We start from the raw sequence: 25974 nt of genomic DNA, 5'->3' as shown, positions 1-25974 counted from the left end.
AATTATGGCCTATAGTTCCAACTATAGTAATACTAAAAAATGTAATACTAAAAAATAAAATAAAGTTAAATAATTTTCAAAAATAGATAATAATAATAATAATAATAATAATAATAATAATAATCTTTTAAACAAGATTATTCAGAATCAGTCAACAAAGATTCTCTGAATGATTCTATTTTTTTCTGGTCAAAAAGTCCTTCCACTTCTTCACACATTACCAGGATACGCTCCATATCTGAAACTTCCGGATCTCCGTGGAAGTAATCATCAAGAGAACAGATATCGAATATCTTATCCATTGACCTTATCTCTTCATTGAGTTCTTTCGGTACTTTCATGAACATCTCAACAGTATCCATCAGACATGTATAATTGTGGTTGTAGGGTTCCATATCATAAAGGTAACAAAGTGCCACAAGATAACGTTCAAGAGCCAGTGAAGCTACATTGAAAACTACAGTGTGATCCTGCCCCTGTTCCAGAAATAGTTTAGCCCTGCGAAGGTATGCTTTGGAGTCACGATACTCCTTTTCAAAATCATCAAATCTTGATCTCTTCTCCATAAGTTCCAGTCTCATCATTAGCCTCCTCATCAGGACATTGTGAATTAATTCAGTATATAACTATCAGCAGCTACGAATCCAGGTTGATTAGGAATGCTATTTCCGTATTATCAAATATATATCTGACGGTAAATGATGAACTCATCATTAATCTTACTTTAAGAAGTGAATGCAAAACGTATAAGAGCTATTGACTCACTAATATATTTATAAGTAATACTTTACAAGATAATTGGCATCAAGGTAGAAAGGTGGTTCAACTGAAGCTGGGACCTCTTAATGATATTACAAGATCCCTCACCTATACACTTCAAAATGAAGCAGGTGGAAGAACTGGAACATTTTTTCAGTTTTACGTATTCCTCTGGGTCATGTTTACTACATTCTTAACAGTGACCCGCATACTTTCAGTTACCAGCAGACCTGATCCGATATATCTTGCCAGTGCACCAATGTATATTATCATTCTATACCTGCCTATCTATGCCTTCTGGATTTATGAAAAAAAAATAGGCATTGAAAGACGAAGAATCAGGGAAATGCAGGTAGTGGATTCTGTTACTGTTGACTATAAGTTTGCAGATTCTGTTGAACTGGGATTTAAAAACCCACTTTACCTCAGGGTAAATAATCCTACTGACAAGAAAATCGAGAATATCTGGATGAGAACTGTTTTTCCGGCAACAGTTCTTTGCAGTAAACCAGTCCTCTGCCTTGGCTCACTTGAACCCGGATCATCAATCTGTGCAAATATTTCATTTGTCCCTCTGGTAGCAGGTAATCTTTCCATGGGATATTATGACCTATACTTTGAGGTCGATGGACACAAACACCAGAAACCACCATACTTTTACGAGAACATAAAAATTAACCACAGTTATCTTCCACTAAATGTTGATATTGGAAACAAATTCAGATTTGGGCACGATAGCAAAATTATATTCAAGCTTATTAACAAATCAAATATCGAACTTGGGGAATTGCATGTCAAGTGTTCATTCCCTGAACACATTAACTATGATAGTGCTTTTTCCGAAACAAAAAACCTCTCACCAGGATCGGTTTTCAATACTGAATACCGCATAACTCCTGCAAAAGGTGGAGAAGTTGACTTTGGAAAATATGAAGTTTTTTTTAAGATCGGGGGAAACAACTGCAAAGTGGAACCAGTGTCATTTGGAAAATACTATATCCAGACCCCCGAGGTTAATGTCAGGATCAAAATACCGGAATCATTGTATAGCGAAGTTGGCAATTCCATTGGTATATATGTCGACAATAAATCAGATGATATTCTGCATAATGTATGTTTCAATAGCTGTTTCTCATCATTTATAGAGTGTCATGATCCAAATGCCTGCATAGGGGAAATACAAGCTCATTCATCTGGTTTTACATCTCTTGTAGTAAAACCGATAAATCCTGGAAAAATTGATTTTGGAAATCTTAATTTCTCATTTGAAGTTAATGAAATAATCTGCCGTCAGGAACCCTTTGATCTTGGGGTACACAAAGTAGTATAAGAAAGAAATGTAAAGTCTGTTATAAAAAAGATAAATAAAGAGTGAAAAGCTCACTCTTCTGTTGCTGCTTCAACTTCCTCTGCTGGCTCTTCATCGCCGCCGAGAATCTTTTCTATTGTGTCACTGCCATATTCTGCAACGACTGTGTTGATCTGGACAATGTCCGGTGCAACTTCTTTTCCGCGCATCATCTTTCTGCGGCGTACACCCTTTGATACAGGAGAGTATCCTGTTCCGTTTGCAACAAGAACCTTCTGTCTTTTTGGTCCAGGAAGGTCTGGTCTCATAACCATTCCACTTTTGTCGCTTCCACCTGTTATTTTCAATGTATATCCCGGAAGACCGACAAGTGATCCCTCAACTGTTTCTCCGATTGATTTTCCAACGAATTTATTGGCTTCAGCGCCTGTGACATCAAACTGGTATGACTTTGTCTTAGGGTCTGCAACCACTACTTTAAAATCTGCCATATTTTTTCCTCCTTATGGTTTTATTTTTCCTGTGTTTGTTATGATCTTTCTAAATGAATTGTGCATCCCATTTTACTTTGCCCAGAAAGGATTACCCCTTCTTTTTATTGCAAGGAATGCATCAAGTGCTTCTAATTCATCTGCCGTCATTGAGTCGTAAATTTCATGTTCCATTTTCTTTGCATGTCTTTCAGGGACATTTACAAAGAGTGTATCCTCTTCCTTAATCTGCCTTCCAACTGTAGGTCCTTCAATACCCATTGCAACTTCCATACCAATTTTAGCTTCGGAAATATTTTCTCCGCGCATCTGAAGGCCTTTTACCTTACCAACAACTTCTCCGTCTGCATTGGTAATGTCCACACCAGTTTTTACTACACCGGCAATAATCTTAACACCTACAACTGCAGGCTTGCTCTGGCGGAATGTACAGTCAGGCATAATCTGGAATCTTCCGGGTTTTGTGATAGTATCGGATATCTCTTTCTCAGCCAGTTCCTTCTGCTTCTTAACCCAGTCTTTGTAGTCATCTATCAAACGATATATTACATCGTTTAAGAAAAGTTTTACATCTGTTGACTGAAGCTTTTCCTTTGCATCAGGAAGGATTTTCACATTGAAACCTACGATTACTGAGAAGAACGGATCCTCAATTGCAGTTACTTCGACAATATCCCTGTTACTGACATCGCCTACGTTTGCTTTTCTTATTGGAATGTCTTCTTTCTTCAGCTCGTTAACAAGTGCTTCAAGTGACCCAATGGTATCCGCCTTGATAGTGATTCCTATTGTATCTGTATCTATCTGGACATCTGCGATCTCGCTCTTAATCTCTTCTGTGATTGCATCAATGGTATCCGTACTTACAACCCTCACAGGAGAGCCTGCAAGAGCACCTTCAAGGTTAGGAGCGGATATCTTGACACCAACTGCTGCCGTGACTTCAGAAACCTGCTGGAATTTTTCCTCAGCCTTGATCTCTGAAAGAGGGCGTGGTTTAAGCAATGCCCTTATCTTTGTCTGGATAGGGTCTCCAAGACTTCCCACAACAATAGTGTCACCTTTTTTGATGGTTCCATCATAAAGAATTATGTCAAGTGTAGTTCCAAGACCTTTTTCTTCCTTTACTTCAAGGACTGTACCTGTTCCCGGAGCTGTTGCATCATAGTGCAGGTTGCCCTCAAGGAATCTCTGTGCAAGTCCGAGAAGAATCATAAGTACATCAGCAATGCCTTCGCCTGTTGCTGCACTTATTGGAATGACACCGATATTACGCTGGAAATCATTCACCCTGTCATACCTTTCAGAGTTAAAACCAATATTGTAAAGTTCTCCTATAAGCTCATAAAGCTTGTTATCAAGATCAGACTTTACACGTTCACTCTGTTTGTTATATGTAGCAAGGAAAGGAAGATTCTTGTTAGCTTCCCAGCCATGGATCCTGTCTATTTTATTAGCAACAACCACAAAAGGAGTCTTGAATCTCTTGAGGATATGGAGACTCTCTATTGTCTGTGGCATGAAACCTTCATTGACATCAACAATGACAATAGCAAGATCTGCAAGAGCACCACCTCTGCTTCGAAGAGATGTGAATGCATGATGCCCGGGAGTATCAATAAAAAGAAGACCCGGTACTATGAACTTGTCTTTTAGTGAAGGATCCCCACACTTGTTTACAATATTATCTATGGGAACCTCAGTTGCACCTATATGCTGAGTAATAGCACCTGCTTCACCATCAGCAACAGCGCTACCTCTAATCCTGTCAAGTAAGCTGGTTTTGCCGTGGTCGACATGTCCCATTACAGAAACGATTGGTGTACGTAGATTTTCATTTACAGCCATGTGCAAACCCCTTCAAAGATTATCCGGATAGTTGGAAATGAATTTAAAGGAAAGATTTTTCAGGATATTTGCAACAAGCAAACACCCTGGCTCTAACCTTTTTACTCGTAGAGACAGACCTCATCGATCTTGGTATAATTAACTATCTCTGAATCCTTGAAATGAATAGCTATCTCACGCTGTGCGGATTCTGTTGAATCCGATGCATGAACGACATTTCTGCCGGTCTCAACTGCGAAGTCTCCTCTGATTGTGCCAGGGAGTGCGTCAACAGGGTTTGTTGCACCATTTACTGCACGCATGATTGCAATAGCATTCTTACCTTCAACAACCAATGAGACGGATGGTCCTGATGTTACGTATTCTATAAGTGAAGCAAAGAAAGGTCTTTCAACATGTTCCTCGTAGTGCTCCTTTGCACTTTCCTCACTCATGACACCAAGTCTCATAGCTGCGATCTTAAGACCACGTTTCTCAATTCTTGAAATGATCTCGCCCATAAGTCCGCGCTGTACTGCGTCCGGTTTGATCATAATATATGTCTGTTCCATTTAGAACACCCGATTATGCTTTCTTCAAGTATATTCTGCCCTGTTCGGTCCAGACGGTACGTCTTGGTAATCTTCCAAGTTCAAAATTGCTTTCGCATTTGGATGTGCAGAAATAATATGATGAGCCATCCTTTTTCACAAAGAGCTTACCTGTACCTGGTTCAAGAAGTTCACCGCAAAATGAACATTTTCTCTGTTCCATATCAGTCACCTCATCTGGTAGTCAGTTTCTTGGCTTCTCTGGAAGTTTCGATCAACATCAGAATGTCACCGATTCTTACAGGACCAACGCAATTACGGGTGATTATACGGCCCTTGTCACGTCCTTCGAGTACGCGACACTGGATCTGGCTGGCTTCACCATGCATACCGGTGTTTCCGATTACATCGATGACTTCAGCCGCATAGCCTGTATCTTCGTCTGCCATAACGATACCTCACGTATCAGGTTTATTTAAGTGCACTTACTTTCTGTGCGACATCTTCAACTGTTTCGCTACCCTTGCCAGCATCTACAATAGCGACTGCAGAGCAAGCGACACCGATTCCACAGGCTGCACCGAGCTCTTTCTGCTCTTTTACATAAATGTATGCAGTGTTCTTCTCTTCACAGAGAGGTGCAATATGTGCAATGACTTCAGCAGGATCGACATCCTCAGCAATTACTGCGAGCTTTGTAATGCCTCTCTCAATAGCTTTTGTCACTTCATTTATTCCTTTCTTTAATTTGCCTGTATCTCTTGCAAGTTCTACACTCTCGAGCGCCTTGTTAGCGAGTTCTTCTGGAACGTCAAATTTTGCTGCCATATTATTTTCTCCTTCGAAACCATGCTGTATACTCATGGTTTTTCATTATTCATTGTGTGCCGCCAATGCGACTAATTGGCCAATTACGATTGTAACAATGTTAATCAATAAGTAAACTGACACAAAGTTATATGCCAAAGTAATGGCTGTGAATTACTGCATTCTTAAACTATTGTTTTTATAGAATGCGCAATTGGAGTCATAAAATAACCTGTTCAGGTATAAACCTTGTGGCAGGAAAACAAAAAAGAAAGTCAGATCAGAAAAGATAATGATATATCTTTACTGACCAATTTTACTATAATATTATCAATAATACTGTTCCATTGCAAGACTATAGAAGTTAGAAGTATTGGCTGTAACAACTACCTTTGCTATCCTTCCTTCATCGACAATTTCCACATCATACATAAGGTTTCTTTCAGTACTATTATCTTCAAGCGATATTATTTTATCAAGCGTAGTATCAAGAGGATTCAGGAAAACCTCAGTCTTGGAATAATTTCCATCTCCCATATTCCTGAACTCAACATAGTGCTGATCAGCTATCAAATCTTCAGAACTCAGCATCTGGTATTCCGCACCCGAATCCACATAAGACATGATTTCTGAGTATTCAGTGGAAACATTGGCTGTACCTGATGAAACATCTATCACTTTTGTAAGACTGCTTGCTGAGCCCAGAAGAGTTGGAGTTCCAATAACATTATAAAGATCTCCACCTCTGGAAAGTATCTCATATCCGTTATATGAATCAGCTACCATGTACTCGAAACCAACCGTTTCTGGATTCAACACATGTGCCTCAAAAGCAAAATCATCACTGTTAGAAGCTGAATATCGCTTGACTATCAAAGTATTATAAACTGAATACAGATCAGTGATATTAGGAGCAAAGACCTGAAGAGGGGTGTTATACACTCTCGCATAATCCACATAAGCTATATTCGTTACTCCCTCCGGAGTTATTGCCAGTCCGTCTGAAATTGAATTCAAATCTGCACTAAAATGTGTTCCATCGATAACTTCAAAGCCTGGTGCATCCTGCACATCTGTAACTGTATCTTCAACATCGTTGGAATCTCCTATAAAGCTTGCAACGAAGTATGAAAAAATAGACATAACCATTATAGCAGCTAAAAAAATTGCTCCGTATTTTTGATTCATTCATTCTCCTCAAATAATTGATTAACTGGATTAAATAAACCTTATTCAAAGTATAAATAAAAATAGGAAAGATCAGATTGCATTTTCTCCGATCTTTGCAATAGTGGCATCAATATCAGCCTTAAGCTCATCCGGAATACCTTGGATACCAACATCAAGGAAACCTCTGACGATCATACCCACTGCATCTTCTTCGGTAAGACCTCTTGCCATCAGATATTCTATCTGCTCCCGCGCAATTCTTCCCACAGCAGCCTCGTGTGACAGTTCAATATCCTCAACATTTGCCTCAAGTATAGGAATAGCCCTCTGCATTCCTCCACCAAGAACAAGTCCGTGACATTCAAGATGACCTTTTGCATTATTTGCATTACCTATCATCTCACCACGGGCAATAGCAGCACCACCTGTGGTAATTGTCCTTGAAATAAGCTCAGCTTTTGTGTCCTCCGCATTGAATATTACTTTGCTTCCAAGGTCAAGTTCCGAACCCGGATGTGCAACAGCAATAGTATTCAGCCTTGCAAAAGCACCCTTGCCTTCAAGAATTACCGTAGGATATGACTGTACTGATTTTACAGGCTTCAAGGTTACATAATTACTGATATATGACCCGCCTTCTTCAACGTGAACAACAGTCCTTGGCCTGACACCTATCTCTTCACCCCAGTTATGTATCATTGTGAAATTAAGGGTAGCTCCCTTTTTCACATACATTTCAGAGATTCCAAGATGAAGACCTTTCTCAATTCCATGCTTTGTGGAACATCCTGTAATAACATCAAGTTCTGCTCCCTCTTCAACAATAACAATATTGTGAACTGTCTGAGATACCTGTTTGGAACCGATGAGAAGACATGTCTGCACAGGCATTTTTGATTTCTTGCCTGCAGGTGCCCTAATGAAGTATCCGTTTGCATCCTGAAGATAACTCATTGCGGTATACTTGTCCTTATCAGGTTCTACAAGCTTCCATGAGTAGTCTTTTACCCAATCATGAACCTTCATTGCATCACGCAATGACATAAGCTCGACAACATCATCGTCACGGAGAGATGAATGCGTTACAGCATTGTTAAGCATCAGGAAACTACCTGATCTGTTATCCTCTGAAGGTGTGAATCCTACATTAAGAAGAGTTCTCTGATCCTCTTCACTCAGTTCTTCGAGGTCATCAGCACTTTCTTCCTTATCTGATGCAAGCCCATAGTCATTAAGGTCAAAATCCTCACCGTATGCTGCATTTTTCTTGAGGGCTGCTTCTGCCTTCTTTCTCATATCTTCATCAGCTTGCATTTTATACACTCCTCATATCCCTGTTCTTTTATTTCAGTGAGCATTTCACGTGGGTTTCCTGAGCACATAACTGTTCCATTGCACAGTATGTAACCTCTGTCAGGTTCAATATAATCAAGTACCTGACCGGTGTGTGTAATCACAAGTGCGGATTTTCCATGTTTGCACCTGTCACCAGCACATTTGCAATCTTTCTGAAGAAGATTATTGATGGTTTTTCCAAGCTGTTCGATACTTACGAGATCTACACCTGACTCCGGTTCATCAAGTAATACGAAATCAGGATTTTGTGCAGAAAGCTGAAGAAGCTCAGATCTTTTAATCTCTCCACCTGAGAAACCTACATTAACATCTCTTTCATAGAAACGAACCATATCAATGGTTTCGGCGAGCTCTTCGGTATCTTTCATATCCTTGGAAATGACATTCAAAAGATCATAAAGTTTAACTCCACTCATATTAGGAGGTCTCTGGGTCATGATACCCATACCCATCTGCGCTCTTTCATAGACCGACATATGGGTGATATCCTCTCCTTTGAAGATTATTTCTCCTTCTACAACATTATAGCCACTGAATCCCATCAGTGTCATGAGTAGAGCGGATTTGCCTGCTCCGTTTGGCCCGAAAAGAACGTTAGTGTAACCGGCTTCAACATTAAGGTCAACGCCTTTTAATATCCTTCGGCCGCCGATTTCAACTGTTAGATTATTGATCTCCAGCATAATATGGCCTCCTTTTTTATGACAATATACCCATGAAAGCAGCTTTCACGGGAATCCTGCTTTATTATACGGGTTATCGGTTAAAAACCTATTGAAATTTGGGATAATAACACCCTGAAATTATGAAATAATTCGATACCCAGCCAGAGATATACTTTTGATAGTTACCTACAAAGACCTGTAATGAAATAAGTTTACAAGCCCAGTTCCTTAGCAATTTCCTGAAATTCCTTACCTTTATCCGTTGTGACATACATGTTGCCTTTCTGCTCTATGAGACCATTCTCCTGTAAAAGGGAAAGATACCTGTTCACAACTTCGAAATTCAGATTTGCACGGTATACTATATGTGTTTTTTTTGCCCCCTCTAGCGCAGCCCGTAAGATCTCAACACTTATGGCCGTTCTGCTCCTTCTTATAATAACCACATCCACTACAAAAATATCATTATATTATCATTAGTATTTGCCCTTGTTTTTGAGGTGAACTTTTTTAAGGTATTAAATAATGGATTAGCCGATATTTGTTACCGGCTTTCCAGACTATTTTTCAGTTAAGTTATTCATTTTTTTTGCGAATCAATATCCCTGCAACTACAAGCATTGAACCTATACCAACAACTGTAGGGAAATCAGCGCTTTGTGCTTCTGTTTCTTCCACCGGAACAGATTCTTCCTCTTCAGCAACTTCTTCTTCGGCAAGGGTATCCTCAACACTACTCATAGCTTCTTCCTCAGGAATTTCTTCAGCGACCTCCTCAACAGGAGTTTCTTCCTCTACAGAAGCTGATGAAAAACCTCCACCACCACCAGAGGTAGTCTTTGTGGATTCTGAAGAACTGCTGCTTGTACTTGTTGTTGCCTGAAGATTGACAGTGACTATGTCACCAGCATTCATACTGGAAATATCCACATCTTCTGTTTTTATATTGTTCACATACAATGTCACACTACTACATTCTTCTAATACAGAGGAAATTCCCAACTTATTATCCCTTGTATCACTGTAATAGCCTGCATTATCAACTGTGGTAGTACCTACCACTTCTTCACCACACATTGCCTTGATAACTGTTCCTGCAGGAGCAGGATTACCATCAATAGTAACAGTTCCCTCAAGGACAATAGGCGGATTGGCCGAGGCCACACCTGCTAATAATATGCAAATTAGAATGATTTTAGTTGTTAAAGCAAAGATCCGAATTTTATTCATGTTACCACCTAAGAAATAAAAAGTGAGATACAAATTGTATCTCACATTGAATTGTCTCCTTTGTTTGTCTCGTTAACCGAGCAGACACTCCTCCTGTACCAGGACATAGAATCCTTCGTATGCATCCATCTGGAAATCATAGATCGTCACAAAGTTTCCGGTCAATGATGAACCGTCCTCAATGTTCAAACCTATGTATGCATAGTTGTTTGCAGAAGGTACCCATGGACCCATTACCTTGAGACAGTCATCGCCAATTGCCATGAGAGCAATATCTGCAGACTGTGCTTCAAGAGCGGTGTGTCCAATAGCATTCCATCCTGGATAGAGCTGAAGTGTTGCCGGTGTTGCTGGAACTGTTGTTGACTTCTGGATATATGTCTCAAGAATTATGACATCTTCATCCATAGCATTGTGGATCCAGTATCCCTTAAGTGGTTCAAACTCAGTTGGAATTACCATTGTGTTTACTCCACTTGAAAGGTCATCGTAGAATACTGCATCAATCACAGTGCTGTCAAAGTCAGTTAGTACGTCAGCAACAGCTGGGTTCTCAAGTGCTTCAGGTACTGAAATGAAATTCCATCCTGGCTTCAAGAGAATTCCTGCCGGGTTGTAGACAGTGACACATATGATCTCAAATGATGTGTCCTGACCATCGTCTATTGTAGCCTTTATGAGGTAGTTTCCATCAGGAACAGTAGTTGAATCGAATACAACACTCCATCCATCTGTTCCATTAGTATCTACTCCAAGCACACTCCAGTCTTCACCGACATCATCAGCGTTGCAGTCACCATCAAGATCTGCAAAGATCTCAAATGTAGCACTTACAACATCATCGTCACCAGAGTCATCCTCAACTGAGATAATCTCTATCTGTGAAAGTGTTTCACCGGATGTGTGTGATGTGATGTCAGCTATTGGTGGAATTGCAGGTACAGTTGTAACATCTACAGATCCGCCTGTGACTATTACATCAGGCACTTCATTTGAACCATCCAGTAATTCAACATCCATTAAATCAAGTGAATAGCTTCCATCTGCAGTCGATGCAGCTTCAAACTCAATTGTAATGAAGTCTCCTACCTTAGGTTCTGAAATTGTACCTGCCAAGCCGTACATGATTAAACCGCTTCCATCATCACCGCTTCCTGGGACAACTATGTAGTCAACATTTTCTACAGCACCGAAAAGACCATTCTGGGTAATTCCAAGTACTGTCAATGCATCTGAATCATAAGCGAGTGATATTTCCATTGTGGAAACATCTTCACCCATGGAATCGAGCTTGATTTTGACTTCAAATGTGTCACCAGCATCTACATTGGTAGTTGATGGAGATACGTATACTTCAGGATACTCATCTTCTACAACTTCATCTCCAACTGTAGCAGTACCATCAACCGCACTGTATGGAACTTCAGTTGCACCATATAGTAGATCTACCATTGAAAGTTCCAATGGATATGCTCCGTCAGCTACTGCTGGAAGAACTGTAAACTCCACTGTAATGAAGTCACCATTCTTTGCTTCTGCAGTTGTTCCGGAGAGTGCATAGTAGATAGTGCCAGCATCATCATCACCATTAGCTGGATCTGGTATGTAATCCACATTTGCAGTGGCACCAAATAGGCCATTCTGAGTAATGCTAACAACATCTAGGACTGTCGAATCATACATTAGTTCAACACCCAATGTTGATACTATAGACCCATCAGAATCTAATGTGACAACAACATCAAATGTATCTCCGGGTGACAGAGCCTGTGCAGCAGAGTCATCAACTGTAACAGTAGCTGTTGCAGCTGCAGACCCTATTCCTATGAGGATGCATGCACTAAAGATTAAAAGGAATGCGGCACTTTCCGCAAATCCCTTCATTTTATTGACATTCATGTTTTCACCTTCTAAGTGCCTCATATTTACTTGTTGTATACAAGTGCAAAGGCTGAAAGATCCTTCAGGTCAACCATTCCATCATCATTGAAATCTGCAGTTGCATCATAATTTGCATCGCCGGATGCAGAATTATATGCCAATGCGAAAGCTGAGAGGTCCTTTAGATCAATGACTCCATCGTCATTGAAGTCACCCTTTGTGCCTTCACCAGAGAATACTGCACCTTCTGCCTGGTTCATGTAAAGACCAACACCGTTTGATGGGTCGTGGTAGAACATGAGCCTCTGGACATCTGCACTGCGGTATTCTTCATCGAATTCTTCCTCACAGAGATCAGAGTTTGGAGCAGTGAATGAACTGGTTACCAGATAGTCTCCAATTCCATTGTAGTTCCATACATCCGGATAGACGAATTCCTTGTATTCATCTGGCATTGTGCGGATGTGCAGCCACTTCCATGATTCATCGCAGCCATTTACAAGACTGACGGCGCTCTCTGCTGGTACTGTGTAATCGACACTGCATTCACAGAGTATCTCAAAGAGGTTGCTGTGGAATCTCTCTTCAGTCTCTGGTGCACTTGTGTAATAGATGTCAAGTGCTGGCTGGACTGGAGATACACGGGATCCTATATTGGTATCGTCATCATAGTAGCATGTGTAATCATTCACGTTGAATGGTTCAAGATCAATGTCATCGATCATCTTGAAGTCACCATTGAATGGTGGCAACAGTGGGAGAGTTTCCATTGGCTGGACAGGTTCCTTAATAATTGAAAGGTCACCAAGGTCAACCTCATACTCTTCTGGAAGTGGGTTCCTTATTGTGATATACTTGAAAGTGTTCACAAGTGTGGAGTTAGTACAACATTCGTCGTCTCCCTCTTCAAAGGTGCTACCATAAATCATAGCAACATCATATTCTGCACCGTCAACAAAGAATGATTCACCAGTGTAAAGTACACGTCCAACTGTCACATACACATAGTCCTCACTTACTGAATCTGCAGTCAGGAACCATGGGTATTCAAAGATTCCCGGATGGTTGACAATAGCAACGTGCCTGCCAGCACAAATTGCTCCGCCTGGGACAATGCTTGCCTGGTAGTTCTGCTCAATGAGCTGTGGCTCATCATTACCAGTGTAGTAAATGTCCATTGTCAATGTGATCAATGGGTTGGAATTTAGACCTGAAAGGGCAACATCCTTTACGACAACCTTGTGGTCAAGGAACTGTATTTCGGAGTTGACACCTGCTGCATTCTGTACGCCTGTCTGGAGCTGGATTGAATCTGCTGAAGCGATTGCAATGTCAGTACGTCCATCATCGTTGAAATCGGTGACTGCTCTCAGATCAACCATTTCATCGTCTCCATCACCATCGATATCCATGCCGTCAAGACCGATCTGTGAATCGTCATTGTCAGCAATTGGGAACCAGAATTTAGTCCAGTGTGAACCGCTTGCAACATGATCAAGTGGACATTCTGCATCGAGTGGATCAAGAGCTGTACCTTCAGTTGGCTCGTAAGCCAGGTCTGTAAGCATGTAAGTGTACTCAACAACTACATCATCAGTTACTCTCTGGTAATCATATGATTCATCAAGCCATACATCACCAGCAGGTTCATGATAATCTGGATCGAACCACTGTCTGATGAATACCTTTTCAGTAGAATCTACATTCTTTACCAGAACTCCTTCAACTGATGCAGAGTGAGTGTATACTGCAGGGTTCATTGTGACAAAGTCCATGTCCGGAGCCTCATCGTTGAGTGGATCAAATGGTCCTTCAGGATTGTCTTCTGAGTATGGGAATGTTGCATCCATCATATCAGCTACATCTGCAGAACCGCCATAGAGTCTGACACCGTTGGTGTCTGCATCTATCTCATTGACATAGATGTCTTCGATTCCAGTTTCCTGATCATATTCGAACATCATTCTCTTGTCAAGTTCTTCCATTGAAAGACATCCGTAATTCTCATAGCAGAATCTTGTGTATGGTGCCTCAAATGAGCTTGTAAAGATGAAGTCTGCATAGCTGCCGCTTACATCAGGAAGTGCCGGATAGACAAATTCCTTGTACTGATCTGGCATTGTCATAATGTCAAGCCACTGCCACTCTTCAGTCTGGCCTTCATCAAGAATCTCAAAGAGGTTTGTATCAAACCTTGCTTCAGTATCTTCATCAACGAAGTAGATCTCAAGAGCATCAGCTGTCAGCTTTCGGTCACCAGCATTTGTGCCATCATCATAATAGCATGTGTATGTGTGATCAATGATGCCTGTGTACTGTGGTGCTGGAAGATCGATATCATCGATCATTATGTGTTCCCTGTTGAAAGGTGGCAGAAGTGGAATCATTTCATTTGCACTTACGCTTTCCTTAATTACAGAGAGGTCACCAAGGTCTACATCATAGTCTTCAGGAACAGGGTTTCTGATAGTGATGTATTTTACAGTATTGTCATATTCATAGTCACCATAGCATTCGCTGCCGAAAATAGCTGCAACATCATATTCTGCACCGTCTACAAAGAAGCTCTCTCCCTGATAGAGTACACGTCCTACTGTTACATATGCGTAGTTCATGCTTACTGCATCTGCTCTGAGGAACCATGAGTAGTCACTGTTAGGTGTTGCGTCAGCAACTGTGTGTCTGCTTGCGACCAGATAGTCACCAGGAACAATGCTTGCCTGATAGTTCTTCTCAATGAGCTGAGGTTCATCATTACCAGTGTAGTATACATCAAGAGTAAGGGTTATAAGTGGATTTGAATTGAGACCGCTGATAGCTACGTCCTTAACTAAGACTTTGTGATCAAGGAACTGTAGTTCATCACCGACCTTAAGCTGCATTGAATCTGTGGCGATCATTGCATCCTTATATCCATCCTGATTGAGGTCTCCTGCTACTTCAAGATGTACCATGTCATCTGTACCGTCTCCGTCAGCATCCATACCGTCAAGACCTATCTGAGCATCATCATTGTCAGCAATTGGGAACCAGAACTTGGTCCAGTATGAATCGGTCTGTGGATCCATTGCGGTTCCTTCTATTGGCTGGTAGTCAACTTTACTGACCATCATATAGGTATATTCGGTTACAATGTCATTTGAAGTTCTGACATAGTCACCTTCGTCAAGCCAGACGAAACCTGTTGGTTCCTCATAGTTTGGAACGAAATATTGTCTTGCGAACACTTTTTCGTAGGCATTTGCATGGTTAACCACAATTCCATCCTCGAAAAGTGCCGGGTTGAATGTCATGAAGTCCTTGTAAGGTGCTTCAGGACTTAGTGGATCGAATGGTCCTTCAGGCGTTTCGTATGGGAAGTTTGGAGTTGCCATTCCGTCTTCACCATAGAGCCTGATTGTATTTACATCTGCAGCAAAAGCAGTCTGAACCATTGCCATACTAGTCAGGATGACTAGAGCAATAGCTAAGAGCCTCTGCTGGCTTTTAAACTCCATATTTTCCTATCCTCCTTCTTATATAGATATTAAGAGGGTACCACTAACAATTCCCACATTTAAACGAGACTGCGTCTAAACGAGGTTTGTTTAAGGCACCAGATTAAGTTGCCCTGGACAATAACCCATTGACAACCCCATGAAATACTATGAGATTTAATGATATATACTCATAAGAAGAAAAAATTCAGAAGTATTATTGGTAGTTTTGTTAAGTATTAATGTTAAAGAACAAAGTTACCAAAAATACAGAAAAAGAGTCCTGCAAATGGAAGAAAAAATAGCAAAAAAATTCTATTTGCCTCATTATTAACATTGACAAATTTGTGAATTGTATGATATTAGTCCATTTATGACAAATACTACATAAGTAAATACCATACTAAATACTAGATTTTTCACAACTTAAAGAAGATAAATATCATACATCACTGAACAAACAAACATGATAAATGTGCATAAATATAACACATTGCTAACACATTACTTGTGAAACATAATAATAGGATTAGAGAAAAGAATGAAATTATAAAATTATAAAGTTTTAAAGAAATATATCTACTGAAATATATCCGAGATGAAAGGAGCAGGTCAAATTCATAAACCTCTCCTTTATCTCTTCTTCTCTTTGCTTGCTTGTTGGTGGTACCTGATAGTATAGTGGTACTAAGGATTATGTCCCCTAAAAAGTTGGGGATGACGGAGACAAATTTTCGACCACCATTTCTTTCATAGTTTTCAAATCTAATAAAGTTTAAAGAAACTAAAATGAGGAAGAATGTTTAGTACCAGATATTAGTAAAAAATACACATAATAAAGATTTATTTTTCTGATTTTAACTGTAGTCTGGCTATCATTCCTGTAAAAAATGCGTACACAAATATAATAACACCAAGCCAGATAAGAGGTTCTCCTATGTTCGTCCTGTCAAGATAACTTAAAGAGAGACCTGCGGCAAGTATAACTATGGTTACTTTTAGCAAGCTCCGGTTTCTTTTAAGAATTGCAATATTTCTCTGCCTGTTTTTCATATAACTCTTCTTTTCCTGATTCATGCTATCACTTGACCTTGATTATCATATCTGCTGCCTTACGAACTCTATTAAACACGGCTGCACCAATTCCTGTGGAATCAAATGAACCATCTACTATAATAATATCGACATTTTTAAGATCAAGAAAACGTAAGCCGTAAAATAGATTTTTTGCAGCCTGTTCTGGTTTATCCTTTCCACCAATTGAGAATGATTCTGTTTCAGAAAAATGCTTCCCGGATTCTTCTGTTAGCATCAGTCCGGTTTTTGCATCCCTCATGCTTAGATCTTCAACAAGTTCTTTTATCTTTCTGACAACTGCATCATTTTCGCCTTCTACCAAAATTACCCCGGCTTTAGGAGAATAATGAGTATATTTCATCCCCGGGGAACGAACGGTTTCACTTTCAGGATGGACCTTGTCATCATATGCAATATTCACATTCCCTATACAGTTTTCAATCTCTTCTTTACTTATCTTCCCCGGCCTGAGAATTGCAGGTACCTCAGAAGTTACGTCAACAACAGTTGATTCAAGACCTATTATCACATCGCCTCCATCAACAACAGCATCTATTCTGCCTGAAAGGTCTGCAATAACATGCTCTGCCGACGTAGGGCTTGGTTTTCCGGACAGATTTGCACTTGGAGCAGCCAGTGGTTTGCCTGATCTTTTGATAAGCTCAATTGCAATTTTGTTTTCAGGAACCCTTATTGCAACTGTATCAAGTCCACCAGTAGTCACATCGGGAACTATCTTTTTCCTTTGCATTATAATAGTAAGAGGACCAGGCCAGAAGCTATCCATCAGCAATGATGCTTTTTCCGGGATTTCAAGAACAAGAGATTTACAGTCTTCCCTGGAAGCAATGTGAACTATAAGCGGGTTATCAGCAGGTCTGCCTTTAGCTTCAAATATCTGCATCACAGCTTTTTCGTCCAGAGCATTAGCTCCAAGCCCATATACAGTCTCTGTTGGAAAAGCAACAGTTCCACCATGTGAAAGTATTTTCGCTGCTTCATCAAGAGCTTTGGGTTCAAGCTTTTCACTTACGTAGAAGACCTTTGTATCTTTCATCATATTATAGCAATCGCCATGGTTTTTAATAAGTTAGGGATAATCATTAAGAACAAAATGAACTCTAATGAACCAGAATACTCATAAGCTTTATTGTTCATTTGCACGAAAATATCGATAAAATAAGAAAGACATTTATGCCACTGTTATATGTTGATTATCCCTTTTAGGCATTAATTAATTCTGTATCCAACATTAGAGGGAATACTTATATAGTATTATTTCGTTTACTCGCGCTGTGAGCGGGTCTGTTTTTAACCCCACTCCCACACTAACCCCCACTCCCCAACCCGCTCACAGATAAAACAGGGAGTTAGATTTACACTGTCAAATATTAGTTGGTATGAAGTATTCCGTATATACAGATTAGGCTTTAGCGTTATGGCTTTGAACTCAATATAATCCTTGTTGTAATGATTTTAAAATTCAACCTGAAAGTATCTGGTAAAAGTTGATAGCTAATAGATTATCATATAGATAATCCTATTAAATGGCTTTAAGAATAAAAAAGATGTACTAGTGCAAAAAAGATGCACCAGCTCTTTCATTTAATGTTTCGTTACCTGTTCATTAATATAACTAGTCTTCTTCTGGAGGCGGGCAGGCTGCCTCGCAAGCCTTTCCATACTCATCAATAACTGATTCCTTGCACAGACCAACACCGTGCCTGTGAGCTGCACGACTTATCATGTGGGCTGCAACCGGAGAGGTTACCAGAATGAAAAGTGCTACTGTTATCGCCTTAACACCCATTGGTGAAAAGCCTACTTTAAGCAATATACTTAACATTACGCCAAAAGCACCCAGCGTACCAATCTTTGTGGTAGCATGCAACCTGTTATATACATCAGGAAGTCTTGCAAGCCCGAGCATTGCAAGGAATACGAAGAAAAGTCCTATTATAAGAACTGCATTGCTCAGCATATTCAGAGCCATTGATAATGTACTCAAAATACCACCCCTTCATCGAGATATTTTGCAATGGTGACCGTTCCTACAAAGGATATTACAGCAAGTACAAGTGCCACATCCATGAAGAAAACAGACTCCTTTACATATGAGTATATACCGAGCATGACAACAATAACTGTTGTCATTGCATCCAGGGCTACAACCCTGTCGGGAATGGTTGGTCCTTTGATGACCCTGTAAAGGCAGGGTATGAAGGATATTACCATGAAGATTAGTGAATATTCAAGCAGGTTCATTCGAATGCCTCCATTGTATATTTTTCAAGGTCCTCACTTATGGACTTAGCTACCCCTTCCGGATCAGTTGCATCTATAGCATGTACATAAAGAATGGATTTATCCTCTGAGACATCAATTGTCAGTGTACCAGGTGTAAGAGTAATGGTATTTGCAATGGCAGTGATACCAATGTCTGTCTTTGAATCAATTGGTACTGCGATGATACCCGGTTTAATATTAATCTTTGGCTGAAGTACTATCTTTGCAACCATGATATTCGCCTTTATGATCTCCACCATAAGCACATAAAGGAACTTTATCTGGGCAGGTATCTTTTTTATTGCGTTACCGAAAGAGAATTCCTGATCAAATGGGAACAAGACCTTGAACGGCCTGATAATGAATGGCGCAATAATAAGTCCCAGTATGAAGTTGTTAACACTTACAGTACCGTGGACAAAACACCATACAAGAGCAAGTATAGCTGAGTAAGCAATATATCTTTTCATCTTACCACCCTCGTCATTACAGCATCAATATACGGTTGCGGATCAAGTATCTGATGGGCTGTTGCGTTTGCAAGTGCTATCAATGGTTCTGCATATACTCCGAATGCTACGACAGTCAGTGCTAACACAACTATTGGAAGTGCCATCAGAAATGATGTTCCATGATGAGAATATTCCCCATACTTTTCAACATCTCTTTTCTCTCCCCAGAACATTAGTAACATTGCCCTGAACATATAGAAGAGAGTGAATATTGCAAAGAAAAGTGCAATACCTATTGCAAAATAGTACTGTTCACCAATACCTGCATCAAAAAGACTGAGCTTGGCAATGAAACCTCCAAGTGGTGGCATTCCTGCAATTGACATTGCCCCTACCAGGAACATAAGTGACATTAGCGGTGCACTATCGACCATGCCGCCCATTTTTCTCATATCTCTGGTCCCTGCGTGATGAATAATTCCACCTGAGGTAAGGAACAACATTGACTTTGCTATTGCATGGTTTACAAGATAGACAAGTGCTGCCGTTATTCCGTAAATGCTTCCAAAACTGATACCAAGGAAAACATATCCTATCTGGCTTACACTTGAGTATGCAAGCAGGCGTTTTACATCTGTCTGTGCCACTGCTGAAATTGCTCCGACAACAATGGTTGCCAGCGCAAGATACATGATGACAGGCTTGAAAATATCAAGAGTATCAATGAATATAAGGAAGAATACCCTGAGCATTCCGTATGCTCCCACCTTGATAAGCACACCACTAAGCATTGCGCTTATTGGTGATGGTGCTGTAGGGTGAACATCCGGAAGCCAGTAGTGAAGCGGGAATATTGCAGCTTTATTACCAAAAACCACAACAAACATCAGAGCAATGGCAAAAACATGCCATGGAAGCGTTCCTGCCGCACTCATTGCACTGAGTTTGACTGAAATATCAGCCATGTTCAGTGTTCCCGTTGTTGCGTAAAGTGAAGATACTGCAATGAGCATCACAATCGAACTTACCATATTGAGCACGAGGTACTTGAAAGTAGCTTCCATTTTATCGGAACTCTTTGTCACGCCACCCTGCTCATTTGCTATTACAAGTCCGCATGATGAGAGTAGTAGTATCTCAAAGAATACGAAAAGGTTAAAGATATCACCTGTAAGAAATGAACCGTTCAGTCCTGCCACAAGCAAACTGAAAAGCGGATAATATGATGCACTCAGTGACTTTTTCTCAATGTAATCAAGTGAGTATATCAGCGCAAGGAATGATACGAATGATGTGAGCACGACCATTCCTGAACTTAGAAGGTCAGCTACCAGTATGATTCCGTATTTTCCCCATTCTCCTACCTCATAAGCCTGAATTCCACCAGACCATACCTGAGAGAGCAGAATTACACTAAGAATCAGCATTGCAAATGAAACAGCAACACTTATTGCTTTCTGTATGCCAGGCTGCTTTCTGAGAAGTATCATAAGAGCAGCTACAAGAATAGGAGTAGCTATCAGTATGATAGGAATATGAGTTGACAGGTTCATCCCCAGAGCCTCCTGAGTTCCTTAATGTCAGTTGTTCCATATTCCTCGTAAATGCGGTATGCAAGGATCAGGATGAATGCTGTTGTAGCCAGACTGATAACAATGGCTGTGAGTACAAGAGCCTGTACCAGAGGGTCAACATAATCTACGTGATGACCTGCTTCTATAATAGGTGCAAGTATTCCCTGTGAAAGAGAATCTGTAAAGATAGTTCCTGTTGCTTCTGTTGCACCATGTCCACCATCATCTGTAATTATTGGCACTTTTGTTCCGGAGAAAACTCCTGCTGAAACTATCAGAAGGTTAACTGCATGTGATAGAACACCAAGTCCGATAATAACCCTTACAATATCACGGCGCAGTATAAGGAAAGTACCGATACCGAACAGAATTGCTATTGTAAGAGAGAGCAATGTATTGTTCATTCGTCATCACCTACGTTTTTGAAGATGGAAAGCAATCCACCGATTACCACGAAATAAACTCCTATATCAAAAAGGCCGGCTGATACCAGTTCGATTTCTCCGAAGAATGGCAGGTGGACAAATTCCACAGCACTCCTGAAGAAGTTGTGTGAAAAGGCAATTGCTGAGAAAGCTGTAAGTGCAGCCAGCAATAAGCCAAATCCAAACCAGTTACCCCAGTCCGGGTTAAAGAATGATTTTATGTATTTAAGACCGAATGCCACGTAAGTCAGTGCAATAACTGAAGCGAACATGACACCGCCAATGAATCCTCCCCCTGGATTGTTGTGTCCCGCAAGTAAGAGGGATATCGAGAAGAGGATAACCAAAGGTAAGCATATCTTTGTTATTGTTTTTGTAATCAGGGTTGTCATTCGTCCTCACCCCTGCTGTGTATAAGATTATAAACACCAAGTGCTGCAAGACAGAGCACAGAGATTTCACCAAGAGTATCGTATCCTCTGAAGTCCACGATAATAACGTTCACAATGTTGTGACCGCCTGCAAGTGTAAGACTCTTCTCTATGAAATAATAGGAGAGAGACTCAAATGGTGCAACTATTCCCTGTGTTGCATTAATCAGCATAATGAAGATCATTGCTGATACAGCCACAGATATTACAAGATCCCGTGCAAGTGTTGTCGAAGGGATATGTTCCTTGAATTTCTGCGGAATCTTTACAATTGCCAGCAGGAAGATAATAGTTGAAAGGGTTTCTACAAGAACCTGTGTTAGAGCCAGGTCAGGTGCCTGCAGGTATATGAACAATAAAGCAACCAGATAGCCAAGACCTGAAAGCGATATTATGGCAGGTATGTATCTTGGAAGTAATGCTGCTCCAAGAGCTGCAACTATCATGAACAGGAATATCAGAGCTTCGTAAAGCGGGACATCGAAATTAAGGTTCTGCGGTACAAGACTTGTTGCAAGCATAATTGCAGGAATTGCAAACATTGCAAGTGTCAAAAGCAGAAGTGCCAGAACATAGGTCTTTATCGGACCAGGCTGCATCCTGTTTGAGAATTTGGATGTAACACTTTTTGCATTGTTCACTGCACCATCATAGTAATAATTGACACTTACCCATGGGAACCTTGCATTGAACCTGTTCTGCCATTCTGCGATCCTGTCATACTGAGTGTAGATAAGGATACCCAGAATGAATGTTGCTATGGTCATCATCAATGATGTAGTGAAGCCATGCCAGAGCTTTACATGAAGGTGAGCTTCCTCAAGAGTAATTCCTGAAACTGTAGGTTCAATGAAATTGTGTACCGGAATTGAAGGTACAAGTCCGAACAGTATTATAAGGCCTGCAAGGAAAATTGCCGGTGCAAGCATTATCATTGAAGGATCATGTATGTGTTCAGGCAGCCCCTTTGCTGGTCTTTTACCAAGGAAGATACCGTCTATGAGTTTGATGGAATAAGCGAATGTAAATACACCACCAAGTACCGCAAGTGCCGGGATGAGTACTGTGTATGGTCCGCCAAGGAGATGACCCATTTCAACGGATGCCTCGTAGAACATTTCCTTACTCAGGAAACCGTTAAGAGGTGGAATACCCGCCATGGATAATGCTCCGATTGTCGCCACTATGAATGTTATTGGCATTTCCTTACGCAAACCACCCATTTTCGTAATATCCCTTGTCGCCGTTTCATGTGCTACTATACCTGCCACAAGGAAAAGACATGCCTTGAATGTTGCGTGGTTGAGAAGATGGAATGTTGCAGCAGCCACACCAATTCCTGGTTCCTCGTGTGTTGTGTAGCCGTACATTGTCATAAGATAAGCAAGCTGACTGATTGTTGAATATGCCAGAATTCCTTTGATGTCAGTCTGCCTGAATGCAAGGAAACCTGCAAGAAGCATTGTGAATATTCCTACACCACTTACCAGGATGAACCAGGCTTCCGTACCTGAGAACATCGGGTGTATCCTTGCTACGAGATAAATACCGGCCTTTACCATTGTGGCTGAGTGCAGGAATGCACTGACCGGAGTTGGTGCTTCCATTGCATTTGGGAGCCATATGTAAAACGGACCCTGTGCTGACTTTGAAGCAGCACCGATGAATATGAGAATAAGTGCATAAATGAAAAGATTATGACTTTGCAGGGCTTCCCTTATGGATTCATTATGTAATATTGTGGGAATGTCAAATGTTCCGGTGATAGCGTGTAACACCAAGAATCCTGCAAGCATGAATAAACCGCCTGAAGCGGTGATAAGCATTGATTTGGTTGCTCCGTACACAGACATTGGCCTGTTACGCCAGTAACCGATAAGCATGAATGAAGTTATGCTGGTAAGTTCCCAGAATATGAAAAGTTGAATAGTATTAGCAGAGAACACCATACCGAGCATTGATCCCATGAAGAAAAGGAGCTGCTGATAATATCTTGGAAGATCTTCTTTCTTTGACATGTACCCATTGGAGTATGACATGATAATAACACCAATGCCAGATACGATGAAACCGAACATGACACTCAGACCATCGGCATAGAAAGAGAGATTAACTCCCATTGAAGGAAGCCATTCGATAGTTCCCTGAATAGTCTCCCCGTGTATAATTTCCGGTGCAACCTGAGCAATCAACAGTAAACTCAGCAATGCAGTGGCGGAAGCGTACCATCCTACTTTTTCCTTTAGAAGTTTTTCAACGGCAGGCAATATACCGGCCAAAATAAATGGCAAAAAAACCGCTATAGTAATTGCTGTAAACGAATCCATGACACCTTACATTTAAGTTCCTATATATAATGTTTTTTAATGTGAATTATTATTTATGAAGAATTATTGGTAATAGCCGTAGCATTGAAATTATAAAATAAATGAAGTAATTATTACAACATAACATTTATATGCAAGTGACAACTGCCGGCAATATTGTTGCAAAGAATCAGATGATAATGACAGGAATAGAGAAATATAATGATTTTTATTATTCCTTATTCAATTACTCAGGAGATACTATGAAACAAAACTCATCTTCCTATTTCTTTTATATCAGGTCATTTCCAGGTAAAGTCAAACCATCATTCTTAGTTTGTCTTGCACTGGTACTTTTCATAATGTCAATGACCACATCTGCCATTGCACTTACTTCTGGTAATGAGACATTAGCTACTGAATCTATGATGACTGAACAGGGAAATGTTTCCGAATACAGTCACCTGATAGAAGTAAGTCTTCTGAACACCGGATACATTGTCGTTAGTGAATCAATGGTGTATCTTATAGATTCAATTGAAGATGAGGATTTTAATCAAACTGAAATAAAACTCTGGCTACCTGAAAATGCTGAAATTATGCAATTCCAGGTTGTGGATATGAGTAGTACTAGTTCTGCTGTACCTGTTAATTTTACAAGGGATGATAATTACCTGTATTTTTATTCAGATGATAATGAAGCTTCCAGCGAAATGCCACTCCTTTACGGCATAAGATATGTATTACCTGATACCGGAGATGAAGTTCTCCGGAAGGTCATTTACAAAAATGGAGAACTTGAGCAGCCAATATCCAGGCTCATTCTTACAGTATACCATGATGAAAACACAGGTATCAGTCTTAGTTCTGAGAATGGAGTTTTGCTCATAGCAGATGATACTGTAATGGAAGCGAATTATAGTACATACACCTGGAGCACACCGGAATTCAATGAATTTACAATTTTTCGGGAAGAAAAGGAACCTGTACAAAACACTGCAGCCTCAGATACTAATCTGACAATACCAATTCTGATCGTGATTATAATTGTAGCACCAGCCGCATTTTATTATACAAGAAAATATGCCCCACAAAATTCAAAGGACATTAATGAACTGCAAGACCTCTATGATGCAGAAATGACTGTACTTTCACAAATAAAGAAGGACAGGAAAAATAATAAACTCAGTCAGGAAGAGTTTGAAAAACTTAATAAAAAACACAGTGAGAATGCATCTAAGATAAAGAGAGAAATGGAGAATATGAAAAAGACCTAATGGTCTTCATATACTTTTTCTTTTTTCGGCTCAAACTCACCAATATCGGCTGTAAGCCACCCGATGTCATAACTCTGCCCGCAACTTGGGCATATCAGTCCAAGTCTTGCTTTCCCATCTTTTATTTCCTTAAAATATACATGGAAACCACGCTGATACCCACAGTTTATACATTCCCGAAAATAGCTGTCTTCTGAGCCCATAATTAAGATTCTGAATGCTGGAATAAATCATTGTCGATATCAAAATATGATATATTTGACTCTGTCAAAACTACTTTCAATTTAATCTGAATATTGCAGTCCATACGGAATTATCTATAATGTATCATAATTAATTATGGTTTTTAAACAGACTACAAAATTTAATTTATGGGATTATAATGTAAAATAAAACTTTATAACACATTTAATCAACTAAATATCAGCCATTATAGCTTTATTCATATTTCAAACCTTTATTCTCTTTTAATCATAAATTAAAGCTTTATTCCATCTTTTTTATTATAAGTATCTTTATATTTGCATTTGAGAATTCTCGAATTGTAAGATCGCATGTTAGCGTAACACCAACCACCATCATCACCAAACAACAATGTACCACCATACATATCGTACACCAGAT

General features: G+C 40.1%; 26 protein-coding genes. 2 read left to right on the top strand and 24 right to left on the bottom strand.

Annotated features, from left to right (window positions below; translation table 11 throughout):
• Window positions 1-137 precede the first annotated feature (137 nt).
• Complete coding sequence (locus METTI_RS13120; protein WP_048135486.1) at window positions 138-584, bottom strand: HEPN domain-containing protein; 447 nt, start codon at window positions 582-584, stop codon at window positions 138-140.
• A 233-nt stretch (window positions 585-817) separates the two neighbouring features.
• Between METTI_RS13120 and METTI_RS13115 the strand changes: the two genes are divergently transcribed.
• The gene (locus METTI_RS13115; protein ID WP_023846310.1) at window positions 818-2089 is read left to right on the top strand and encodes a hypothetical protein; all 1272 of its coding nucleotides are present in this window, start codon (window positions 818-820) and stop codon (window positions 2087-2089) included.
• A 50-nt stretch (window positions 2090-2139) separates the two neighbouring features.
• Here the strand turns inward: METTI_RS13115 and METTI_RS13110 are convergent, their stop codons facing one another.
• The 22 genes from METTI_RS13110 to mbhE form a co-directional block, all read right to left on the bottom strand.
• Complete coding sequence (locus METTI_RS13110; RefSeq protein ID WP_023846309.1) at window positions 2140-2559, bottom strand: 30S ribosomal protein S6e; 420 nt, start codon at window positions 2557-2559, stop codon at window positions 2140-2142.
• A gap of 72 nt (window positions 2560-2631) precedes the next feature.
• Window positions 2632-4407, bottom strand: a complete 1776-nt coding sequence (gene infB / locus METTI_RS13105; protein ID WP_023846308.1) for a translation initiation factor IF-2 — start codon at window positions 4405-4407, stop codon at window positions 2632-2634.
• Between the two features lie 101 nt (window positions 4408-4508).
• Entirely contained in the window at window positions 4509-4958 is a 450-nt protein-coding gene (ndk, locus tag METTI_RS13100; RefSeq protein WP_023846307.1) for a nucleoside-diphosphate kinase, read from the bottom strand.
• A gap of 13 nt (window positions 4959-4971) precedes the next feature.
• Window positions 4972-5160, bottom strand: coding sequence for a 50S ribosomal protein L24e (locus METTI_RS13095; RefSeq protein WP_023846306.1), 189 nt, complete (start codon window positions 5158-5160; stop codon window positions 4972-4974).
• Window positions 5161-5170: 10 nt separating this feature from the next.
• Window positions 5171-5386, bottom strand: a complete 216-nt coding sequence (locus METTI_RS13090; protein ID WP_023846305.1) for a 30S ribosomal protein S28e — start codon at window positions 5384-5386, stop codon at window positions 5171-5173.
• A gap of 22 nt (window positions 5387-5408) precedes the next feature.
• A complete protein-coding gene (gene rpl7ae, locus METTI_RS13085) occupies window positions 5409-5765 on the bottom strand; it encodes a 50S ribosomal protein L7Ae (protein WP_023846304.1) in 357 nt (118 codons plus the stop codon).
• Between the two features lie 309 nt (window positions 5766-6074).
• Complete coding sequence (locus METTI_RS13080) at window positions 6075-6932, bottom strand: hypothetical protein (RefSeq protein ID WP_023846303.1); 858 nt, start codon at window positions 6930-6932, stop codon at window positions 6075-6077.
• A 72-nt stretch (window positions 6933-7004) separates the two neighbouring features.
• Window positions 7005-8228 carry a SufB/SufD family protein gene (locus METTI_RS13075; RefSeq protein WP_023846302.1) on the bottom strand — a complete coding sequence of 408 codons (1224 nt, stop codon included), beginning with the start codon at window positions 8226-8228 and terminating at the stop codon, window positions 7005-7007.
• Entirely contained in the window at window positions 8207-8953 is a 747-nt protein-coding gene (locus METTI_RS13070) for an ABC transporter ATP-binding protein (protein ID WP_023846301.1), read from the bottom strand. The genes METTI_RS13075 and METTI_RS13070 overlap by 22 nt, the downstream gene beginning before the upstream one ends.
• Window positions 8954-9147: 194 nt before the next feature.
• Window positions 9148-9387 (bottom strand): transcriptional regulator, encoded by a 240-nt coding sequence (locus tag METTI_RS13065; protein WP_023846300.1) that lies wholly within the window; start codon window positions 9385-9387, stop codon window positions 9148-9150.
• Between the two features lie 124 nt (window positions 9388-9511).
• Window positions 9512-10165, bottom strand: coding sequence for a hypothetical protein (locus tag METTI_RS13060; RefSeq protein WP_023846299.1), 654 nt, complete (start codon window positions 10163-10165; stop codon window positions 9512-9514).
• A 72-nt stretch (window positions 10166-10237) separates the two neighbouring features.
• On the bottom strand, window positions 10238-12064 hold the full coding sequence (locus METTI_RS13055; RefSeq protein WP_023846298.1) for a cohesin domain-containing protein: 1827 nt from the start codon (window positions 12062-12064) through the stop codon (window positions 10238-10240).
• A gap of 26 nt (window positions 12065-12090) precedes the next feature.
• Complete coding sequence (locus tag METTI_RS13050) at window positions 12091-15543, bottom strand: hypothetical protein (protein WP_023846297.1); 3453 nt, start codon at window positions 15541-15543, stop codon at window positions 12091-12093.
• An 822-nt stretch (window positions 15544-16365) separates the two neighbouring features.
• Window positions 16366-16599 carry a hypothetical protein gene (locus tag METTI_RS13045; RefSeq protein WP_023846296.1) on the bottom strand — a complete coding sequence of 78 codons (234 nt, stop codon included), beginning with the start codon at window positions 16597-16599 and terminating at the stop codon, window positions 16366-16368.
• Between the two features lie 4 nt (window positions 16600-16603).
• Complete coding sequence (locus METTI_RS13040) at window positions 16604-17659, bottom strand: L-threonylcarbamoyladenylate synthase (protein ID WP_023846295.1); 1056 nt, start codon at window positions 17657-17659, stop codon at window positions 16604-16606.
• Between the two features lie 576 nt (window positions 17660-18235).
• Complete coding sequence (mnhG, locus tag METTI_RS13035; protein ID WP_023846294.1) at window positions 18236-18592, bottom strand: monovalent cation/H(+) antiporter subunit G; 357 nt, start codon at window positions 18590-18592, stop codon at window positions 18236-18238.
• Window positions 18593-18603: 11 nt separating this feature from the next.
• Window positions 18604-18864 carry a cation:proton antiporter gene (locus METTI_RS13030; protein ID WP_023846293.1) on the bottom strand — a complete coding sequence of 87 codons (261 nt, stop codon included), beginning with the start codon at window positions 18862-18864 and terminating at the stop codon, window positions 18604-18606.
• Window positions 18861-19355 (bottom strand): Na+/H+ antiporter subunit E, encoded by a 495-nt coding sequence (locus tag METTI_RS13025; protein ID WP_023846292.1) that lies wholly within the window; start codon window positions 19353-19355, stop codon window positions 18861-18863. Before METTI_RS13025 ends, METTI_RS13030 begins: the two co-directional genes overlap by 4 nt.
• Complete coding sequence (locus METTI_RS13020) at window positions 19352-20890, bottom strand: NADH-quinone oxidoreductase subunit M (protein ID WP_023846291.1); 1539 nt, start codon at window positions 20888-20890, stop codon at window positions 19352-19354. The genes METTI_RS13025 and METTI_RS13020 overlap by 4 nt, the downstream gene beginning before the upstream one ends.
• The gene (locus METTI_RS13015) at window positions 20887-21315 is read right to left on the bottom strand and encodes an NADH-quinone oxidoreductase subunit K (protein WP_023846290.1); all 429 of its coding nucleotides are present in this window, start codon (window positions 21313-21315) and stop codon (window positions 20887-20889) included. Before METTI_RS13015 ends, METTI_RS13020 begins: the two co-directional genes overlap by 4 nt.
• Window positions 21312-21728 carry a monovalent cation/H+ antiporter subunit B gene (locus METTI_RS13010; protein ID WP_023846289.1) on the bottom strand — a complete coding sequence of 139 codons (417 nt, stop codon included), beginning with the start codon at window positions 21726-21728 and terminating at the stop codon, window positions 21312-21314. Before METTI_RS13010 ends, METTI_RS13015 begins: the two co-directional genes overlap by 4 nt.
• A complete protein-coding gene (gene mbhE, locus METTI_RS13005) occupies window positions 21725-24094 on the bottom strand; it encodes a hydrogen gas-evolving membrane-bound hydrogenase subunit E (RefSeq protein WP_023846288.1) in 2370 nt (789 codons plus the stop codon). Before mbhE ends, METTI_RS13010 begins: the two co-directional genes overlap by 4 nt.
• Before the next feature lie 242 nt (window positions 24095-24336).
• Here mbhE and METTI_RS13000 point away from each other — a divergent pair, with 242 nt between their 5' ends.
• Window positions 24337-25350, top strand: coding sequence for a hypothetical protein (locus METTI_RS13000; protein ID WP_156916290.1), 1014 nt, complete (start codon window positions 24337-24339; stop codon window positions 25348-25350).
• Here METTI_RS13000 and METTI_RS12995 read toward each other — a convergent pair.
• The gene (locus METTI_RS12995; protein WP_023846286.1) at window positions 25347-25553 is read right to left on the bottom strand and encodes a hypothetical protein; all 207 of its coding nucleotides are present in this window, start codon (window positions 25551-25553) and stop codon (window positions 25347-25349) included. The two genes, METTI_RS13000 and METTI_RS12995, sit on opposite strands and share 4 nt — an antisense overlap.
• Window positions 25554-25974 lie beyond the last annotated feature (421 nt).

The organism is Methanolobus tindarius DSM 2278, assembly GCF_000504205.1.
In the GTDB taxonomy this organism is placed as follows: domain Archaea; phylum Halobacteriota; class Methanosarcinia; order Methanosarcinales; family Methanosarcinaceae; genus Methanolobus; species Methanolobus tindarius.
Note: the sequence above shows the minus strand (reverse complement) of the source record. Positions and strands in the feature narration are given on the sequence as shown.

Excerpts from the sequence above, each read along its gene's own strand:
- METTI_RS13090 (WP_023846305.1), bottom strand. The coding sequence starts at position 5,386 with ATGGCAGACGAAGATACAGGCTATGCGGCTGAAGTCATCGATGTAATC.
- mbhE (WP_023846288.1), bottom strand. The coding sequence starts at position 24,094 with ATGGATTCGTTTACAGCAATTACTATAGCGGTTTTTTTGCCATTTATT.
- METTI_RS13025 (WP_023846292.1), bottom strand. The coding sequence starts at position 19,355 with ATGAAAAGATATATTGCTTACTCAGCTATACTTGCTCTTGTATGGTGT.
- METTI_RS13000 (WP_156916290.1), top strand. The coding sequence starts at position 24,337 with ATGAAACAAAACTCATCTTCCTATTTCTTTTATATCAGGTCATTTCCA.
- METTI_RS13015 (WP_023846290.1), bottom strand. The coding sequence starts at position 21,315 with ATGAACAATACATTGCTCTCTCTTACAATAGCAATTCTGTTCGGTATC.
- METTI_RS13030 (WP_023846293.1), bottom strand. The coding sequence starts at position 18,864 with ATGAACCTGCTTGAATATTCACTAATCTTCATGGTAATATCCTTCATA.
- METTI_RS13070 (WP_023846301.1), bottom strand. The coding sequence starts at position 8,953 with ATGCTGGAGATCAATAATCTAACAGTTGAAATCGGCGGCCGAAGGATA.
- METTI_RS13055 (WP_023846298.1), bottom strand. The coding sequence starts at position 12,064 with ATGAATGTCAATAAAATGAAGGGATTTGCGGAAAGTGCCGCATTCCTT.
- ndk (WP_023846307.1), bottom strand. The coding sequence starts at position 4,958 with ATGGAACAGACATATATTATGATCAAACCGGACGCAGTACAGCGCGGA.
- infB (WP_023846308.1), bottom strand. The coding sequence starts at position 4,407 with ATGGCTGTAAATGAAAATCTACGTACACCAATCGTTTCTGTAATGGGA.
- METTI_RS13095 (WP_023846306.1), bottom strand. The coding sequence starts at position 5,160 with ATGGAACAGAGAAAATGTTCATTTTGCGGTGAACTTCTTGAACCAGGT.
- METTI_RS13060 (WP_023846299.1), bottom strand. The coding sequence starts at position 10,165 with ATGAATAAAATTCGGATCTTTGCTTTAACAACTAAAATCATTCTAATT.
- METTI_RS13045 (WP_023846296.1), bottom strand. The coding sequence starts at position 16,599 with ATGAATCAGGAAAAGAAGAGTTATATGAAAAACAGGCAGAGAAATATT.
- METTI_RS13010 (WP_023846289.1), bottom strand. The coding sequence starts at position 21,728 with ATGACAACCCTGATTACAAAAACAATAACAAAGATATGCTTACCTTTG.
- METTI_RS13040 (WP_023846295.1), bottom strand. The coding sequence starts at position 17,659 with ATGATGAAAGATACAAAGGTCTTCTACGTAAGTGAAAAGCTTGAACCC.
- METTI_RS13075 (WP_023846302.1), bottom strand. The coding sequence starts at position 8,228 with ATGCAAGCTGATGAAGATATGAGAAAGAAGGCAGAAGCAGCCCTCAAG.
- METTI_RS12995 (WP_023846286.1), bottom strand. The coding sequence starts at position 25,553 with ATGGGCTCAGAAGACAGCTATTTTCGGGAATGTATAAACTGTGGGTAT.
- METTI_RS13080 (WP_023846303.1), bottom strand. The coding sequence starts at position 6,932 with ATGAATCAAAAATACGGAGCAATTTTTTTAGCTGCTATAATGGTTATG.
- METTI_RS13120 (WP_048135486.1), bottom strand. The coding sequence starts at position 584 with ATGATGAGACTGGAACTTATGGAGAAGAGATCAAGATTTGATGATTTT.
- mnhG (WP_023846294.1), bottom strand. The coding sequence starts at position 18,592 with ATGGCTCTGAATATGCTGAGCAATGCAGTTCTTATAATAGGACTTTTC.
- METTI_RS13050 (WP_023846297.1), bottom strand. The coding sequence starts at position 15,543 with ATGGAGTTTAAAAGCCAGCAGAGGCTCTTAGCTATTGCTCTAGTCATC.
- METTI_RS13110 (WP_023846309.1), bottom strand. The coding sequence starts at position 2,559 with ATGGCAGATTTTAAAGTAGTGGTTGCAGACCCTAAGACAAAGTCATAC.
- rpl7ae (WP_023846304.1), bottom strand. The coding sequence starts at position 5,765 with ATGGCAGCAAAATTTGACGTTCCAGAAGAACTCGCTAACAAGGCGCTC.
- METTI_RS13020 (WP_023846291.1), bottom strand. The coding sequence starts at position 20,890 with ATGAACCTGTCAACTCATATTCCTATCATACTGATAGCTACTCCTATT.